Source organism: Chromobacterium fluminis (genome assembly GCF_011602385.1).
GTDB lineage: Bacteria > Pseudomonadota > Gammaproteobacteria > Burkholderiales > Chromobacteriaceae > Chromobacterium > Chromobacterium fluminis.
Map to the genome: position 1 here is coordinate 72,442 of NZ_JAAOMA010000001.1, position 15,432 is coordinate 87,873.

The 15,432-nt window shown below is 62.0% G+C and carries 17 protein-coding genes; 3 read left to right on the top strand and 14 right to left on the bottom strand.

Translation table 11 applies throughout. The features are described 5' to 3' along the window. Window positions 1-9 precede the first annotated feature (9 nt). The 14 genes from glmU to mnmG form a co-directional block, all read right to left on the bottom strand. Entirely contained in the window at window positions 10-1,374 is a 1,365-nt protein-coding gene (gene glmU / locus HA052_RS00300; protein WP_166450356.1) for a bifunctional UDP-N-acetylglucosamine diphosphorylase/glucosamine-1-phosphate N-acetyltransferase GlmU, read from the bottom strand. Between the two features lie 74 nt (window positions 1,375-1,448). Next, window positions 1,449-1,871, bottom strand: coding sequence for a F0F1 ATP synthase subunit epsilon (locus HA052_RS00305; RefSeq protein ID WP_019103740.1), 423 nt, complete (start codon window positions 1,869-1,871; stop codon window positions 1,449-1,451). Window positions 1,872-1,882: 11 nt separating this feature from the next. After that, a complete protein-coding gene (gene atpD, locus HA052_RS00310) occupies window positions 1,883-3,280 on the bottom strand; it encodes a F0F1 ATP synthase subunit beta (protein ID WP_019103741.1) in 1,398 nt (465 codons plus the stop codon). A 41-nt stretch (window positions 3,281-3,321) separates the two neighbouring features. Then, the gene (gene atpG, locus HA052_RS00315) at window positions 3,322-4,188 is read right to left on the bottom strand and encodes a F0F1 ATP synthase subunit gamma (protein ID WP_166450357.1); all 867 of its coding nucleotides are present in this window, start codon (window positions 4,186-4,188) and stop codon (window positions 3,322-3,324) included. A 44-nt stretch (window positions 4,189-4,232) separates the two neighbouring features. Next, window positions 4,233-5,777 carry a F0F1 ATP synthase subunit alpha gene (gene atpA, locus HA052_RS00320; RefSeq protein WP_081544873.1) on the bottom strand — a complete coding sequence of 515 codons (1,545 nt, stop codon included), beginning with the start codon at window positions 5,775-5,777 and terminating at the stop codon, window positions 4,233-4,235. Window positions 5,778-5,785: 8 nt separating this feature from the next. Then, window positions 5,786-6,322, bottom strand: a complete 537-nt coding sequence (locus HA052_RS00325; protein ID WP_081544874.1) for a F0F1 ATP synthase subunit delta — start codon at window positions 6,320-6,322, stop codon at window positions 5,786-5,788. Window positions 6,323-6,329: 7 nt separating this feature from the next. Further along, entirely contained in the window at window positions 6,330-6,800 is a 471-nt protein-coding gene (locus HA052_RS00330; protein WP_048413017.1) for a F0F1 ATP synthase subunit B, read from the bottom strand. A gap of 50 nt (window positions 6,801-6,850) precedes the next feature. Then, entirely contained in the window at window positions 6,851-7,138 is a 288-nt protein-coding gene (gene atpE, locus HA052_RS00335; RefSeq protein ID WP_019101091.1) for a F0F1 ATP synthase subunit C, read from the bottom strand. Between the two features lie 77 nt (window positions 7,139-7,215). Next, window positions 7,216-8,028 carry a F0F1 ATP synthase subunit A gene (gene atpB, locus HA052_RS00340; RefSeq protein ID WP_166450358.1) on the bottom strand — a complete coding sequence of 271 codons (813 nt, stop codon included), beginning with the start codon at window positions 8,026-8,028 and terminating at the stop codon, window positions 7,216-7,218. Between the two features lie 11 nt (window positions 8,029-8,039). Beyond that, entirely contained in the window at window positions 8,040-8,402 is a 363-nt protein-coding gene (locus tag HA052_RS00345; RefSeq protein WP_166450359.1) for an ATP synthase subunit I, read from the bottom strand. Between the two features lie 90 nt (window positions 8,403-8,492). After that, window positions 8,493-9,350 carry a ParB/RepB/Spo0J family partition protein gene (locus HA052_RS00350; RefSeq protein ID WP_081544877.1) on the bottom strand — a complete coding sequence of 286 codons (858 nt, stop codon included), beginning with the start codon at window positions 9,348-9,350 and terminating at the stop codon, window positions 8,493-8,495. Between the two features lie 5 nt (window positions 9,351-9,355). Then, window positions 9,356-10,147, bottom strand: coding sequence for a ParA family protein (locus HA052_RS00355; RefSeq protein ID WP_043589578.1), 792 nt, complete (start codon window positions 10,145-10,147; stop codon window positions 9,356-9,358). Continuing rightward, a complete protein-coding gene (rsmG, locus tag HA052_RS00360) occupies window positions 10,144-10,785 on the bottom strand; it encodes a 16S rRNA (guanine(527)-N(7))-methyltransferase RsmG (protein WP_081544879.1) in 642 nt (213 codons plus the stop codon). The genes HA052_RS00355 and rsmG overlap by 4 nt, the downstream gene beginning before the upstream one ends. Next, a complete protein-coding gene (gene mnmG / locus HA052_RS00365; RefSeq protein WP_166450360.1) occupies window positions 10,782-12,677 on the bottom strand; it encodes a tRNA uridine-5-carboxymethylaminomethyl(34) synthesis enzyme MnmG in 1,896 nt (631 codons plus the stop codon). The genes rsmG and mnmG overlap by 4 nt, the downstream gene beginning before the upstream one ends. Before the next feature lie 198 nt (window positions 12,678-12,875). On the opposite strand from mnmG, the gene HA052_RS00370 reads away from it, so the two are divergent. The 3 genes from HA052_RS00370 to HA052_RS00380 are packed head-to-tail and all read left to right on the top strand — an operon-like array spanning window position 12,876 to window position 15,412. Continuing rightward, window positions 12,876-13,625, top strand: coding sequence for a GNAT family N-acetyltransferase (locus tag HA052_RS00370; RefSeq protein WP_166450361.1), 750 nt, complete (start codon window positions 12,876-12,878; stop codon window positions 13,623-13,625). Between the two features lie 41 nt (window positions 13,626-13,666). Next, window positions 13,667-14,365, top strand: coding sequence for a tRNA (N6-threonylcarbamoyladenosine(37)-N6)-methyltransferase TrmO (tsaA, locus tag HA052_RS00375; RefSeq protein WP_166450362.1), 699 nt, complete (start codon window positions 13,667-13,669; stop codon window positions 14,363-14,365). Window positions 14,366-14,422: 57 nt separating this feature from the next. After that, a complete protein-coding gene (locus HA052_RS00380; protein ID WP_166450363.1) occupies window positions 14,423-15,412 on the top strand; it encodes a Tim44 domain-containing protein in 990 nt (329 codons plus the stop codon). Window positions 15,413-15,432 lie beyond the last annotated feature (20 nt).

Genomic DNA, 15,432 nt, shown 5'->3' on the forward strand with positions numbered 1-15,432 from the left:
CGGCGCGGCTCAGCTCTTTTTCTGCGGCCGTTTCCAGCCCGGCACCGTGACCTGGCGCGCGCGCGCCACCGTCAGCTCTCCGGCCGGCGCGGTCCGGCTGATCACCGAGCCGGCGCCTATGGTGCTGTAGGGCTCCAGCGTCACCGGCGCCACCATCAGGGTGCCGGAACCAACGAAAACGTTGTCGCCGATCACGGTCTTGAACTTGTTGATCCCATCGTAGTTGCAGGTCACCGAGCCGGCGCCCACATTCACCTTGCTGCCAATCTCGGCATCGCCGATATAGCTCAGGTGATTGACCTTGGAGCCTTCGCCGATAGCGCTCTTCTTCACTTCGACGAAGTTGCCGATATGCACGTGGCCGGCCAGTTGGGCGCCGGGGCGCAGCCGGGCGTAAGGCCCAATCCGACATCCCTCGCCCACCACCGCGTCTTCCAGATGCGAGAACGGCGCGATCTTGGTGCCGGCGGCCACCTTGACGTTCTTCAACACACAATGCGCGCCGATCTCCACCTGCTCACCCAGCTCCACCGTGCCTTCGAACACGCAGCCCACGTCTATGCTCACGTCCATGCCATGGGTAAGTTCGCCGCGGATGTCGATGCGCGCCGGGTCCGCCAGCGTGACGCCGGCCTCCAGCAAAGCGTGCGCCTGGTTGCGCTGCAGGATGCGCTCCAGCTCGGCCAGCTGCACCTTGTTGTTGACGCCGGCCGCTTCCCAGCTGGCGTCCACGCTGGCGCTGTCCACGCTCACGCCGTCCGCCACCGCCAGGGCCAGCACATCGGTCAGATAGTATTCGCCCTGGGCATTGCCGTTGTTGAGCGCGGCGAGCCAGCCGGCCAACCGCGCATTGGGCAGGGCCACCATGCCGGTGTTGATTTCACGGATAGCCAATTGCTCCGGCGTGCAGTCCTTGTGCTCGACGATGGCCTGCAGCTTGCCGTTCGCGCCGCGCACCATGCGGCCGTAGCCGCTGGCGTCGTCCAGCACGTCGGTCAACACCGCCATGCCCGCGCCGGCGGCGTCGGACAAGCGGCGCAGCGTGTTCGCCTTGGTCAGCGGCACGTCGCCGTACAGCACCATGGTCTTGCCGTCCGCCGGCAGATGCGGCAGGGCCATCTTCAGCGCGTGGCCGGTGCCCAGTTGTTCGGCCTGCTCCGCCCAGATCAGGTCCGCGTCCGGAATCGCCGCCCGCACCTGTTCGCCGCCGTGGCCGTACACCACGATCAAGCGCGCCGGCTTCAGCGCGCGCGCGGTGCGGATCACCCGCGCCAGCATCGGTTCGCCGCCTATGGGGTGCAATACTTTGGGTTTGGAGGAGTACATGCGCTTGCCTTTGCCGGCAGCGAGAATGACGATGCTGAGACTATCCATGGTTTTTCACAAGTCGAAAACGGAAAAAGGCTGCCACTTGCGTGGCAGCCTACTATACACGATTACATCTCTTATCAGTGGGCGCGCTTCTTGAGGAAATCCAGCGCCTTCAACTCCGCGATGGCCACTGCCAGAGCAGCGTGCGCCTTCGCGGTGGAGAGGTCGTCGGTGGCGCGCTTGAGGGAATCCTCCGCAGCGCGTTTTGCCTCATTGGCGCGGGCCTCGTCGAGATCCTCGCCGCGAATCGCCGTATCCGCCAGCACGGTGATCAGGCTGGGCTGCACTTCCATCATGCCGCCAGACACTGCCACCAGAACTTCTTCGCTGCTGCCCGGCACTTTCAGACGCAGCACGCCGGGCTTGATACGGGTCAGGAGCGGCACGTGTTGGGGATACACACCGATCTCGCCTTCGGTAGCCGGCGCAACCACAAATTCAGCTTCGCCGGAGAAGATCATTTGCTCGGTGCTGACCACTTCCACACGCATCTTGGACATCAGCCCTCTCCTTAGTTAAGAGTCTTGGCTTTCTCGGCAGCTTCTTCGATCGAACCCACCATATAGAACGCCTGTTCCGGCAGATGGTCGTACTCGCCAGCGAGAATGGCCTTGAAACCCTTGATGGTTTCGCGCAGCGGCACGTATTTGCCCGGCGAACCGGTAAATACTTCAGCCACATGGAACGGCTGGGACAGGAAGCGCTGGATCTTGCGGGCGCGAGCCACGACCAGTTTGTCTTCCTCGGACAATTCGTCCATACCCAGAATCGCGATGATGTCGCGCAGTTCCTTGTAACGCTGCAGGGTGGACTGCACGCCACGGGCTACCGTGTAGTGCTCGTCGCCCACCACCAGCGGATCCAACTGACGCGAGGTGGAGTCGAGCGGATCCACCGCCGGGTAGATACCCAGCGAAGCGATGTCGCGCGACAGAACCACGGTAGCGTCCAAGTGGGCGAAGGTGGTCGCCGGGGACGGGTCGGTCAAGTCATCCGCAGGCACGTATACGGCCTGGATGGAGGTGATCGAGCCATCGCGGGTCGAGGTAATGCGCTCTTGCAGGCGGCCCATTTCTTCCGCCAACGTCGGCTGATAGCCCACGGCGGAAGGCATACGGCCCAGCAGAGCGGATACTTCGGTACCGGCCAGGGTGTAACGGTAGATGTTGTCCACGAAGAACAGCACGTCGCGGCCTTTGCCGCTTTCGTCTTTCTCGTCGCGGAAGTGCTCGGCCATGGTCAGACCGGTCAGGGCCACGCGCAGACGGTTGCCCGGCGGCTCGTTCATCTGGCCGTACACCATCGCCACTTTGTCCAGTACGTTGGAGTCCTTCATCTCGTGATAGAAGTCGTTACCTTCACGAGTGCGCTCGCCAACGCCGGCAAACACGGACAAACCGGAGTGTGCCTTGGCGATGTTGTTGATCAGTTCCATCATGTTGACGGTCTTGCCCACGCCGGCGCCGCCGAACAGGCCCACTTTGCCGCCCTTGGCGAACGGGCACAGCAGGTCGATCACCTTGATGCCGGTTTCCAGCAGGTCGGTGGCGGGGGAGAGCTCGTCAAACTTCGGAGCGGGCTGGTGGATGGCGCGGCGAACATCGGTCGCTACCGCGCCGGCTTCGTCCACCGGGTTGCCCAAGACATCCATGATGCGGCCCAGGGTGGCGCTGCCCACCGGCACCGAGATCGGTGCGCCGGTGTTGACTACGCTCATGCCACGCTTCAGGCCGTCAGAGCTACCCATGGCGATGGTGCGCGCCACGCCGTCGCCCAGCTGCTGCTGGACTTCGAGCGTCAGGTCGGCATCAACCAGCTTCAGGGCATCATAAACCTTTGGCATGGCGTCGCGCGGGAATTCCACGTCGATCACCGCGCCAATGATTTGTACGATTTTACCTTGGCTCATTATCGGTTCCTAAACATTAAACTTTTTCAGTCTGCGACGGCTTACACCGCTGCGGCGCCTGCCACGATTTCAGACAACTCGGTAGTGATCGCAGCCTGACGAGCCTTGTTGTACACCAGGCGCAGTTGCTTGATCGTGTTACCGGCGTTGTCCGTGGCGGATTTCATCGCCACCATGCGGGCAGCTTGCTCGGAGGCCATGTTCTCGGCCATCGCCTCGAACACCACGGACTCGATATAGCGTTTGACCAGAAACTCCATCACGGCAAGCGCGCTCGGCTCGTACAGGTAATCCCACGAGTGCGAGTGCTCCACCACCATGTGTTCCGAAGTCAGCGGCAGCAGCTGTTCAGTCGCCGGCTCCTGCTTCATCGTATTGATGAAACGGGAGTAAACGATGTAGAGCGCGTCCAGTTCGCCTTCGGCGTACTGCTTGAACAGCACCGTAAGCGGGCCAATCAGTTTTTCCATCTTCGGCACATCGCCGAGCTGGGTTGCGCTGGCCACGACGTTGAGGCGCGCGCGCTGGCATGCCGCCAGGCCTTTCTGGCCCAGGCAGCAGACATCGACTTCGATGCCCTGATCCTGCAGACCCTTGACTTGGGCGAAGAAGCGCTTGAGCGTATTCACGTTCAAGCCGCCGCACAGGCCCTTGTCGGAGGTCATCAGGATGATGCCGGCGCGTTTGACTACGTCGCGGCTTTGCAACAGCGGGTGCTCAAGATCCGTGTTCGCCTGAGCAAGGTGCGCCATGACTGTGCGCACCTTCTCGGCGTAAGGACGGGCAGCGCGCATACGCTCTTGCGTTTTGCGCATCTTGGAGGTCGCCACCATTTGCATTGCGCGAGTGATCTTCTGCGTGTTTTGCACGCTTCGGATCTTGGTGAGAATCTCTTTGCCGACTGCCATATCCTGAACCTTTCCTAGTAACTGTTTGCGTTAACCGAAAAGACTCAGTTGTAGCTGAAGCCAGCCTTGAACGATTCCATCGCCTTGGCCAGGATTTTCTCGTTGTCGCCGGACAAGTCGCCGGAAGCGTTCACCGCGGCCAACACATCGTGATGGTTCGCGCGCACATAGGCGAGGAACGCCGCTTCGAAAGCCAGGGCCTTCTTCACCGGAACGTCTTCGTAGCTGCCCTTGTTCACCGCCCACAGGGTCAACGCCATTTCGGCGGTGGCCAGCGGCAGGAACTGCTTCTGCTTCATCAGCTCGGTAACCACTTCGCCGTGTTGCAGTTGCTTGCGGGTAGCCTCGTCCAGGTCGGAAGCGAACTGCGAGAACGCAGCCAGTTCACGATACTGGGCCAGGGCCAGACGGATACCGCCGCCCAGCTTCTTGATCACCTTGGTCTGCGCGGCGCCGCCAACGCGGGATACCGAAATACCGGCGTTGATGGCCGGGCGGATGCCTGCGTTGAAGAGGTCGGTTTCCAGGAAGATCTGACCGTCGGTGATCGAGATCACGTTGGTCGGCACGAAGGCGGAAACGTCGCCGGCCTGGGTTTCGATGATGGGCAGCGCTGTCAGGGAACCAGTCTTGCCTTTCACTTCGCCATTGGTCAGCTTGGCCACTTCGTCTTCATTGATGCGGGAAGCGCGTTCCAGCAGACGGGAGTGCAGATAGAACACGTCGCCGGGGTAGGCTTCGCGGCCCGGCGGACGGCGCAGCAGCAGCGAAATCTGACGGTAGGCGACAGCCTGTTTGGACAGGTCGTCGTATACGATCAGCGCGTCTTCGCCGATGTCGCGGAAGTATTCGCCCATCGCGCAACCGGAGTACGGGGCGATGAACTGCAGCGCGGCGGCTTCGGAAGCGGTCGCGGCCACCACGATGGTGTGACCCAGCGCGCCATGCTCTTCCAGCTTGCGCACCACGTTGGCGATGGAGGAGGCCTTTTGGCCGATCGCCACGTAGATGCACACCACGCCGGTGTCTTTTTGGTTGATGATCGCATCCAGCGCCACCGCGGTCTTGCCGGTCTGACGGTCGCCGATGATCAGCTCGCGCTGACCACGGCCAACCGGAACCATCGAGTCGATGGCTTTCAGGCCGGTTTGCATCGGCTGGGATACCGATTGACGCGCAATCACGCCCGGCGCGATCTTTTCGATCGGGCTGGACAGCTTGGCGTTAACCGGGCCCTTGCCGTCGATAGGCTGACCCAGGGCGTTGACCACGCGGCCAATCAGTTCCGGACCCACCGGAACTTCCAGAATGCGACCGGTACAAGTGACTTCGTCGCCTTCCGAGATGTGCTCGTACTCGCCCAGAACCACGGCGCCGACAGAGTCGCGCTCCAGGTTCATCGCGAGGCCGAAGGTGTTGCCCGGGAATTCGAGCATTTCACCCTGCATCACGTCTGCCAGGCCATGGATACGAACGATGCCGTCGGTCACGGAAATCACGGTACCTTTGGTACGGGTTTCTGCGCCTTCGGCCAGGTTCTGAATCTTCGCCTTGATCAGATCGCTGATTTCAGAGGGGTTCAACTGCATGATCTCTCCTAATTCTTGAGGCTTACTGCCATGGCTTGCAGTTTGCCGCGCACGGAAGCGTCGATGACATCGTCGCCCACCAACACACGAACCCCGCCGATCAGGTCAGGGTTGTCACGCACATCAATCCGTACGGATTTGCCGTACTTCTTGGAAAGCGTGTCGGTCAGTTCGGCTTGCTGTGCATCGTTCATTGCAAACGCCGTTTCCACCACGGCGTCCACTACGCCTTCCGCTTGCGCCTTGAACACTTCAAACTGCTCGGCGATTTGCGGCAGCAGCGTCAGACGGCTGTTCTCGATCAGCACGGCCAGAAGACGTTTGACGTCCTCGTTGCCGCGCGTGCCCAGAACGTCCAGCATCAGCGCCTCAAGCTCTTGTGCGGTATGTTTCGGATTGGTGATGACGGCTTCCAGATCCGGGTTCTTCACCATGGCAGCCAGCCACGACAGCGATTCCGACCATTGCTGGGTGGCTTGCTGCTCGGTGGCGAGGCTGTATACCGCTTCGGCATAGGGCCTAGCTACGGTAATGAGTTCTGCCATGAGTTAATTAAAACTCCGCTTTGATGGAGGCAAGCAGATCAGCGTGCTTGGCCGAGTCGATCTCTTTGCGCAGGATCTTCTCTGCACCCGCAACCGCCAGGTCGGCCACTTGCGCGCGCAGGGTTTCCTTGGCGCGCAGGACTTCCTGATCGATCTCAGACTTGGCGTCGGCCACAATGCGCGCGCCTTCAACGCGAGCAACATCCTTGGCCTCGTCCACGATCTGGCTGGCGCGCTTTTCAGCGGCCATCACGATTTCGGTCGCTTGCTGTTTAGCCTTGCGGAGTTCGTCCGCAACGCGCTTCTCAGCGGCTTCCAGATCTTGCTTGCCACGCTCGCCGGCGGCCAGGCCGTCTGCGATGCGCTTGGCGCGCTCATCCATCATGTTGGTAAGCGGAGGCCAAACAAACTTCATGGTGAACCATACCAGGATGGCGAACGTGATCGCCTGACCCAGTAGTGTTACGTTAAATTCCACGCTTGTTTTCCTCCAGTAGTATTACTGCAACAACCAATTCCGCTTAAAAATTAAGCGCCGGCTTTCAGAGCGGCCAGGGCGGCGGACAGGAACGGGTTATTGAAGGTGTACAGCATGGCGATACCAACACCGATCATGGAGATGGCGTCCAGCAGACCGGCCAGAATGAACAGTTTGGTTTGCAGAACCGGAATCATTTCCGGTTGACGGGCGGAGGACTCGAGGAATTTGCCACCCAGGATGGCAAAACCCAGAGCAGTACCGATGGCGCCCAGGCCAATGATCAGGGCAGCGGCCAGTACGGTCATGGACTGGATCTGAGAAACGAGTGCTTCCATTGTGTATCTCCTAAGACTTAATCAAGGATGGTTGGTAAAAAAGCTAAAGAAACAAAGGTAAAACAAAGAAACCGGTATTAGTGCGCTTCCACCGCCAGGCTCAGGTACACGATGGTCAGCATCATGAACACGAAGGCCTGCAGGGTGATGATCAGGATGTGGAAGATCGCCCACGGCGCGCCCAACAGCCACTGCAGGCCCCAAGGCAGCAGCGCGATCAGGATGAAGATCATTTCGCCGGCATACATATTGCCGAACAAACGCAGGGACAGCGAAATCGGCTTGGCCAGGAGTTCCACCATCTGCAGCAGGAAGTTGGCCGGAGCCAGCAGGATCTTGCCCACGGTGCCTTCGGCATGGAAGGGCGCGGTGAACAATTCCTTGGTGTAGCCGCCAACGCCCTTGGCGCTGATGGAGAAGCCGATGATGCAGAACATCACGGACAAGGACATCGCAAAAGTGGCGTTCACGTCGGCGGACGGCACAACGCGGAAATAGACATGATGCGGCTCGGCGCCAAAGAAGGTGTAACCCACCCACTGGGCCAGCGACGGCAGCAGATCCACCGGCAGCAGGTCCATGAAGTTCATCAGGAAGATCCAGCAGAAAATGGTCAGCGCCAGCGGAGCGATCACCTTGCTCTGGCCGTGGAATACGTCGCGCACCTGCTTGTCCACCATCTCGACGATGCTTTCCACAAACAGCTGCAGCCGGCCCGGATTCTCCAGCTTGGCCTTGCGCGCCACAACGGCGAACACGCCGGCGAAGATGAAGGCGAGAACCAGCGAAATGGAGAAGGTATCAAGGTGCAGGCTCCAGAAGCCGGCGGAAGGATCCGAATTCCAGAAGGTGAGGTGGTGCTTGATGTAGTCAGTTGCGTTGCTTGCCATCGCTCATTTTCTCAATTTTTGATTAAAAGCCCGAACCAGTAGCCGGATACGGCGGCAAAAAACCCGCCAAAAAGACCGACTATCGATAAATCCTTGAAAAATACCAAAGTCGCGCCAAATAACAGGATGGTGAGGACGTATTTGACCGCCTCGGCCCTGAAATGCGCTTTCATCAGTTCCGCGGGGGCGACATGGCGCTTGGCGTAGGCGATCCTGGCGTACACCAGGGCCGGCACCAAGGCCGACAATCCGCCAAGCAAGACAGAAACCGGAATGGCCAGGTTTCCTCCCCCTGCAACCACTCCAATCAACAGTGCGACACCCACCAGAGTGCACTGCAGGCGCAGTATACGCTTAACTTCCCGGTTAACCATGTTGACCCAGCAAAAAAACCGCCGAATTATAGGCTTCCTGCTTGATTTGAGTCAACTTGCGTGTCATTGGGATGCTGCAGTGCAACACACTCATTTTCCTGAACTTTTCTGCAGCTTTTCCAGCAAGCCTTCCAGCTCGTCCAGCGTCGCATACTCTATAACCAGCCTGCCATTGCCGCGGTTTGCATGACGAATGCTGACCCGGGCGCCTATGCGTTCCGACACCTGTTCAGCCAGCCTGTCCACATCCGGGTCTGTACGTTTTTGCTGCGGTGCGACTGTGGTTTTTTCCACAGCTTTCTGCTGTACCCTGCGCTCCACCTCGCGCACGGACAGGCCTTTGTCGCCCACCTCTTGCGCCAGGCCCAGCTGCTCCACCACCGGCAACCCCAGCAAAGCGCGAGCATGGCCCATCTCCAGCCGCCCCTGATGCAACAGGGTCTGCACCGGTTCCGGCAGGGCCAGCAGGCGCAATAGATTGCTGACCGCGCTGCGCGATCGGCCCACCGCGTCGGCCGCGGCCTCGTGGGTCAGGCCGAACTCGTCGATCAGGCGCTTGATGCCCTGGGCCTCTTCTATCGGGTCCAATTCCTGACGCTGAATATTCTCGATCAGCGCCATCGCCAGCGCCGCTTCGTCCGGCACGCTCTTGATTACCGCCGGCACTTCGGTCAAACCGGCTTTGCGCGAAGCGCGCCAGCGCCGTTCGCCGGCGATCAATTCGTAATCGCCGAAGCCGACTTCACGCACCACCAGCGGCTGAATCACGCCCTGGGCGCGAATCGACGCGGCCAGTTCGTCCAGCGCGGCTTCGTCCATGAAGCTGCGCGGCTGGTATTTGCCGGGACGGATGCTGTCTATGGGCAGGGAGGTGAGTCTGTCGTCCACTGTCTCGGCAGTGGACAAGAGCGCGTCCAAGCCGCGCCCCAATCCTTTTAATTTGGCCATATTGCTTAGACGGAGGGAGTTGTGGTTGCGGGCTCGAGCCGGTCCGCCAGCTCTTGCGCCAGCGCGAGATAAGCCTGAGCGCCGCGCGAGGCCCGATCGTAGACCAGGCCGGGCAGGCCGTGGCTGGGCGCTTCCGCCAGCCGCACATTGCGCGGAATCACGGTATCGAACACCTTGGCGCCGAAATGGCGGGCTAGTTGCTCGGACACCTGCTGCGACAAATTATTGCGCGCGTCGAACATGGTTCGCAGCAGGCCCATGATCTCGATCTTGGGATTCACCGCCACCCTCACCTTGCGCAAGGTCGCCACCAGATCGGACAAACCTTCCAGCGCATAGTATTCGCACACCATCGGGATCAGCACGCTGTGCGCCGCCACCAGTCCGTTCAATGTCAGCAGGTTCAGCGAGGGCGGGCAGTCTATTAGCACATAGTCGTACTGCTCCTCCACCGCCTGCAACGCGTTCTTCAGCCGCGCCTCGCGCGCCAGCTCATTGACCAATTCCAGTTCCGCGCCGCCCAGATCGCGGTTGGCGGGCAGCACGTCGTAACCGCCCTCCTTCGCCGGCTGGCGCGCCTCTTCAACCGAGGCCTCGCCTAGCAGTACGTCATAGCCGGACAGTTTCAGGGATTGCTTGGCGATGCCGCTACCCATGGTGGCATTGCCCTGCGGGTCGAGATCGACAATCAGCACGCGCCGGCCCAAGTCGGCCAGGCCCGCCGCCAGATTCACCACAGTCGTGGTCTTGCCGACCCCGCCCTTCTGGTTGGCGACCGCGATCACCCTTGAATTCATTGCGCACCCACCCCTTCCAGGCGCATTCTCACCAGGTGCCGTTCGGCATCCAGGCCCGGCACTGTCACCGGCAATACTTCGGAAACCACCGTACCCTGCGGCAACAAGGCGATTTCCTCGTAAGGATAGACACCCTTCATTGCGACATATTGACCGTGATCCGCCAGCAGATGGCGGGTCAGCTTGACGAACTCGGCCAGCTCGGAAAACGCCCGGCTGGTGATGCGGTCGAACTTCTGCTCCGGCTGGTAAGCCTCCACTCGCTCGGTCATCACCTGCACATTGGGCAGGCCCAGCTCCACCACCACCTGACGCAGAAAGGTGGTTTTCTTATGGTTGGAATCCAACAGCACCACCTGCAAGTCCGGGCGGGCGATCGCCGCCGGAATGCCGGGCATGCCGCCGCCGGAGCCCACATCCAGTAGACGGCTGCCGCCGTCCAGATGCGGCACCAGGCTCAGGCTGTCCAGCAGATGGTAGCTGACCATGCGCTTTTCCTCGCGCACAGCGGTCAGGTTGTAAGTCTGGTTCCACTTGGCCAGCAGCGCCAGATAGCGGTCCAGCAAATCGGTTTGCGCGTCGCTCAGTTCCAGTTTCAGCTGCGACAGGCCTTGTTGTAGTTCTGTGGTATGTGTCATGCGGTTTTCGTTGCGTCGGCAAAGCCGCGTTTCAAGTGGACCATCAAAAGAGCAACCGCCGCCGGGGTGATGCCCTGGATGCGTGAAGCCTGCCCCAGGGTCTCCGGGCGTTGCTGGTTCAGTTTCTGCTGCACTTCCTTGGACAGGCCCTTGACCAGACCATAGTCGATATCGACCGGCAGGCGCACGTCCTCAAGGTTGTCGCGGCGCGCCAGTTCTTCATTCTGGCGGTTGATATAGCCTTGGTATTTGACCTGAATTTCCACCTGCTCGGCAACCGCCTCGTCAGCCACCGCGCCGCCGGCCTCCGGCAAGCTCATCAAATCGGCATAGGCGACGTTGGGGCGTTTCAGCAAATCGTACAGGCTGTACTCGCGCTCAATCGTCTTGCCCAGCAGCGCTTGCAGCGCGGCGGCGTCGCTCAGCCTCGCCGGGTGCAGCCAGGTGGCTTTCAAGCGCGCCTTCTCCGCCTCCACCGCGTCGCGCTTGCGGCAGAAGCTGTCCCATTGGGCGTCGCCGATCAGGCCGTGTTGGCGAGCGATCTCGGTCAGGCGCAGGTCGGCGTTGTCTTCGCGCAACTGCAGGCGGAATTCGGCGCGGCTGGTGAACATGCGGTAGGGCTCGGCCACGCCCTTGGTGATCAGGTCGTCCACCAGCACGCCCAGATAGGCCTCGTCGCGGCGCGGGCACCAGCTAGCCTGGTCCCGGGCGAACAAGGCGGCGTTCATGCCGGCCAGCAGGCCCTGAGCGGCAGCCTCTTCATAGCCGGTGGTGCCGTTGATCTGACCGGCGAAGAACAGGCCCTGGATCGCCTTGGTTTCCAGCGAAGCCTTCAGACCACGCGGATCGAAATAATCGTATTCGATCGCATAGCCAGGCCGCAGGATGTGGGCATTTTCCATGCCGCGGATCGAACGCACCGCCGCCAGCTGGATGTCGAAGGGCAGACTGGTGGAAATCCCGTTGGGATAGAACTCGTGCGTGGTCAGGCCTTCCGGCTCCAGGAAGACCTGGTGGCTGTCCTTGTCCGCGAAGCGGTTGATCTTGTCTTCGATCGACGGGCAGTAGCGCGGGCCAACGCCTTCTATCACGCCGGTGAACATCGGGCTGCGGTCGAAGCCGGAGCGGATGATCTCGTGGGTGCGCTCATTGGTGTGGGTGATCCAGCACGGCAGCTGCTTGGGATGCAGCGCGCGGCTGCCGCGATAGGAGAACACCGGCTCCGGCGTGTCGCCCGGCTGCTCTTCCATCACCGAGAAGTCGACGCTGCGGCCGTCGATGCGCGGCGGCGTGCCGGTTTTCAGCCGTCCCACCGGCAGGTTCAGTTCGCGCAAGCGCGCGCCCAGCGTGGACGCGGCCTGATCGCCGGCGCGGCCGCCGGTGTAGTTTTCCATGCCCACATGGATCTTGCCGGACAGGAAGGTGCCGGCGGTCAACACCACGGTCTTGGCGCGGAAGGTGATGCCGATGGCGGTAATGGCCCCGGCGACGCGGTCGCCCTCTATCAGCAGATCGTCCACCGGCTGCTGGAACAAGGTCAGATTGGGCTGGTTCTCCAGCATCTCGCGGATCGCCGCCTTGTACAGGATGCGATCGGCCTGCGCGCGGGTGGCGCGCACCGCCGGGCCCTTGGAGGCGTTGAGCGTGCGGAACTGGATGCCGCCGATATCGGTGGCCAGCGCCATTGCGCCGCCCAGGGCATCCACTTCCTTGACCAGATGGCCCTTGCCGATGCCGCCGATCGACGGATTGCACGACATCTGACCCAGCGTCTCGATGTTGTGCGTCAAAAGAAGGGTGTTGCAGCCCATGCGCGCGGCCGCCAGAGCGGCCTCGGTGCCGGCATGGCCGCCGCCCACCACTATCACGTCGAAGTTTGTCGGATAAATCATGGCTTTGTCGGAAAGAGCAAATCGAACGGAAAAACGGCCTATTCTACGCCAAATCCTGAACCAGCGTAAGTCGTTGATTTCAATAAATCCAGCGGGTAACCGCGGCGTCAAGCGCCGGTCACCCGATGGTCATATTAAAGACATCGCCGCGTCAAACAAGCTGCCTAGCATGGGGCTCACCACAAAAGGGAGCAAAACATGCTGCTAAATGAACAGCTTGCCGTGAGCGCCAAACCGCGCCTGAGCGTGCGCGTGGCCACTGAAGCGCGGGATGTCCGCCGCGCGCAGAAGCTGCGCTTCGATGTGTTTGCCGGAGAAATGGGCGCGGAGCTCGCCTCGCGCGATCTAGGCATCGATTGCGACGAATACGACGAGTTGTGCGAGCACCTGATCGTGGAAGACGCCGCCAGCGGCCTGGTGGTGGGCACTTACCGCATGCTGTCCCCGGCCATGGCGCGCCGCGCGCCCAGCCTGTATTCCGAACACGAGTTCGATCTGACCCGGCTGGCCCACCTGCGCGCCGGCCTGATCGAAGTGGGCCGCTCCTGCGTGCACCGCGATTTCCGCTCCGGAGCGGTGATCGCCCTGCTCTGGTCCGGCCTGGCCGATTACGTGCAACTGCACGGCGGCCAATACCTGGCCGGCTGCGCCAGCGTGTCGCTGAGCGACGGCGGCCACCAGGCGGTCAGTCTGTACCGTCAACTGGAAGCCAAGCACCTTTCGCCGGCGGAATGGCGGGTGTTCCCCCACCTGCCGCTGCCTCTGGACCGGGTCTGCGACGACGCCCCCTCCGCGCCGATGCCGGCGCTGATCAAGGGCTATCTGCGCGCCGGCGCCTATATCTGCGGCGAGCCGGCCTGGGACCCGGACTTCAACTGCGCCGACTTCTTCATGCTGCTGCCCATGGGCCGGCTGAGCAGCCGCTACAACAAGCACTTCGTCGGCTAGCGGCAAGCGCTTGGCTCATGGCCGGATGCTACAATCCGGCCATGAGCCACATCTTTGAAACGGTTGGCGTGATCCATTCGCCCTACCGCGAAAAATTCGGCATCCCGCGCCAGCCCTCGCTGGTCAACGCCGCCCGCATCACGCTGGAACTGCTGCCGCCCTACGACCACCCCGACATGGTGCGCGGTCTGGACGCGTTTTCCCACGTCTGGATCAGCTTCGTGTTCCACCAAACCGCCGAGCGCGGCTGGCAGCCGCTGGTGCGGCCGCCGCGGCTGGGCGGCAACGCCAAGGTCGGCGTATTCGCCAGCCGCGCCACGCATCGCCCCAATCCGCTGGGGCTGTCGCTAGTGCGCCTGCTGCGGATCGACACCCAGCCCAAGGTGGTGCTGACACTGGAGGGAGCCGACCTGCTGGACGGCACCCCGGTGCTGGACATCAAACCCTATATACCCTTCGTCGAAGCCAGGCCCGACGCCCGCGGCGGCTTCGTCGACGGCCCTCCGCCGCAATTAAGCGTGGGCTGGGACGCCGCCGCGCGCGCGCAACTGACCGACCCCGGCCTCCCGGCCGACTTCGCGGTACTGGTGGAACAGGTGCTGGCCCAGGACCCGCGCCCGGCCTATCAGGACGACCCGCAGCGGGTCTACGGCGTGGCGCTGCACCAATGGAACGTGCGTTTCCGCGTGGAAAAAAACCATGCGCAAGTCATTGAAATTCAGCCCTTGACCCCGAACTAATCTTTTGCGCCCCAGTCATACCGGGGCGATACCAACCACTCCAGGAAAAAAGCAAATATGACCACCCGCGCGAAGACGATCATGCTCGCCTTCACCATGGTTTCCATGTTGGCCGCTCCGTTCGCGGAAGCGGCCCGCCTAGGTAAAGGCAAGAGCGCCGGCATGCAGCGCTCGGCCCCCACCCGCTCTTACCAACAACAAGCGCCGGCTCGCCCGGTGGCTCCGCCCGCGCAAGCGCCTGCGCCGGTTCAAGCTCAACCCAAGTCCGGCCCCGGCATCGGCACCGCCGTAGCCGCAGGCGCCGCGGGTGCGGCCGCCGGCTATATGCTGGGCTCCGCCATGAGCGATAAAGGCGGCCAGCAGCAAGCTCCGGCCGCGGCCAACGGCAACGCCGATCCTGCCCTCGCGGCGCAAGCTCAAGGCCAGCAGCCGCAGAAGAGCGGCGGCATGCCCTGGGGCACGCTGGCCCTGCTGGGCCTGGTGCTGGTAGGCGGCTACATGTTCTTCCGCCGCAAGGCCGGCGCGGCGCGTCCGGCCATGGGCGCGGCGCAACCGGCGGGCATGCCGCAGAACATGGGCGGCTATCAGGAGCCGGCCCGTTTCGACTCCATCCCGAAAATCGGCTCCGGCCTGGGCGGCGCGCAGCCGGCCTTCGGCGCGGCGGCGGCCTACGACGCCCCGACCCGCCTGCCGGACGGCACGGAAACCCCGAACTTCCTGCGTCAGGCCAAGGCCACCTTCCTGCACCTGCAAAGCTTGAACAGCACGGAGAGCCTGGAAGAAGTGCGCAAGTACATGACGCCGGACCTGTTCAACGCCTTGCGCGAAGACATCGCCGGCAACACCGACGTGGCCGACTTCCCGCAGTTGGACTGCCAGCTGTCCGAAGCCAGCACCGAAGGCAATCGCTACATCGCCAGCGTGCGCTTCTCCGGCATGGTCAGCGAAGCCGTGAACGCGCCAGCCGAGCCGTTTACCGAATACTGGCACTACATCAAGGACGACAGCACCAACGGCAAGTGGTTGGTGGCGGGCATCCAACAGTAATAAGGTTTTTAACATCTTTA

What these genes read in the sequence shown, in the direction of transcription:
- glmU (WP_166450356.1), bottom strand. Translation starts at nt 1,374, where the DNA reads ATGGATAGTCTCAGCATCGTCATTCTCGCTGCCGGCAAAGGCAAGCGC.
- HA052_RS00305 (WP_019103740.1), bottom strand. Translation starts at nt 1,871, where the DNA reads ATGTCCAAGATGCGTGTGGAAGTGGTCAGCACCGAGCAAATGATCTTC.
- atpD (WP_019103741.1), bottom strand. Translation starts at nt 3,280, where the DNA reads ATGAGCCAAGGTAAAATCGTACAAATCATTGGCGCGGTGATCGACGTG.
- atpG (WP_166450357.1), bottom strand. Translation starts at nt 4,188, where the DNA reads ATGGCAGTCGGCAAAGAGATTCTCACCAAGATCCGAAGCGTGCAAAAC.
- atpA (WP_081544873.1), bottom strand. Translation starts at nt 5,777, where the DNA reads ATGCAGTTGAACCCCTCTGAAATCAGCGATCTGATCAAGGCGAAGATT.
- HA052_RS00325 (WP_081544874.1), bottom strand. Translation starts at nt 6,322, where the DNA reads ATGGCAGAACTCATTACCGTAGCTAGGCCCTATGCCGAAGCGGTATAC.
- atpE (WP_019101091.1), bottom strand. Translation starts at nt 7,138, where the DNA reads ATGGAAGCACTCGTTTCTCAGATCCAGTCCATGACCGTACTGGCCGCT.
- atpB (WP_166450358.1), bottom strand. Translation starts at nt 8,028, where the DNA reads ATGGCAAGCAACGCAACTGACTACATCAAGCACCACCTCACCTTCTGG.
- HA052_RS00345 (WP_166450359.1), bottom strand. Translation starts at nt 8,402, where the DNA reads ATGGTTAACCGGGAAGTTAAGCGTATACTGCGCCTGCAGTGCACTCTG.
- HA052_RS00350 (WP_081544877.1), bottom strand. Translation starts at nt 9,350, where the DNA reads ATGGCCAAATTAAAAGGATTGGGGCGCGGCTTGGACGCGCTCTTGTCC.
- HA052_RS00355 (WP_043589578.1), bottom strand. Translation starts at nt 10,147, where the DNA reads ATGAATTCAAGGGTGATCGCGGTCGCCAACCAGAAGGGCGGGGTCGGC.
- rsmG (WP_081544879.1), bottom strand. Translation starts at nt 10,785, where the DNA reads ATGACACATACCACAGAACTACAACAAGGCCTGTCGCAGCTGAAACTG.
- mnmG (WP_166450360.1), bottom strand. Translation starts at nt 12,677, where the DNA reads ATGATTTATCCGACAAACTTCGACGTGATAGTGGTGGGCGGCGGCCAT.
- HA052_RS00370 (WP_166450361.1), top strand. Translation starts at nt 12,876, where the DNA reads ATGCTGCTAAATGAACAGCTTGCCGTGAGCGCCAAACCGCGCCTGAGC.
- tsaA (WP_166450362.1), top strand. Translation starts at nt 13,667, where the DNA reads ATGAGCCACATCTTTGAAACGGTTGGCGTGATCCATTCGCCCTACCGC.
- HA052_RS00380 (WP_166450363.1), top strand. Translation starts at nt 14,423, where the DNA reads ATGACCACCCGCGCGAAGACGATCATGCTCGCCTTCACCATGGTTTCC.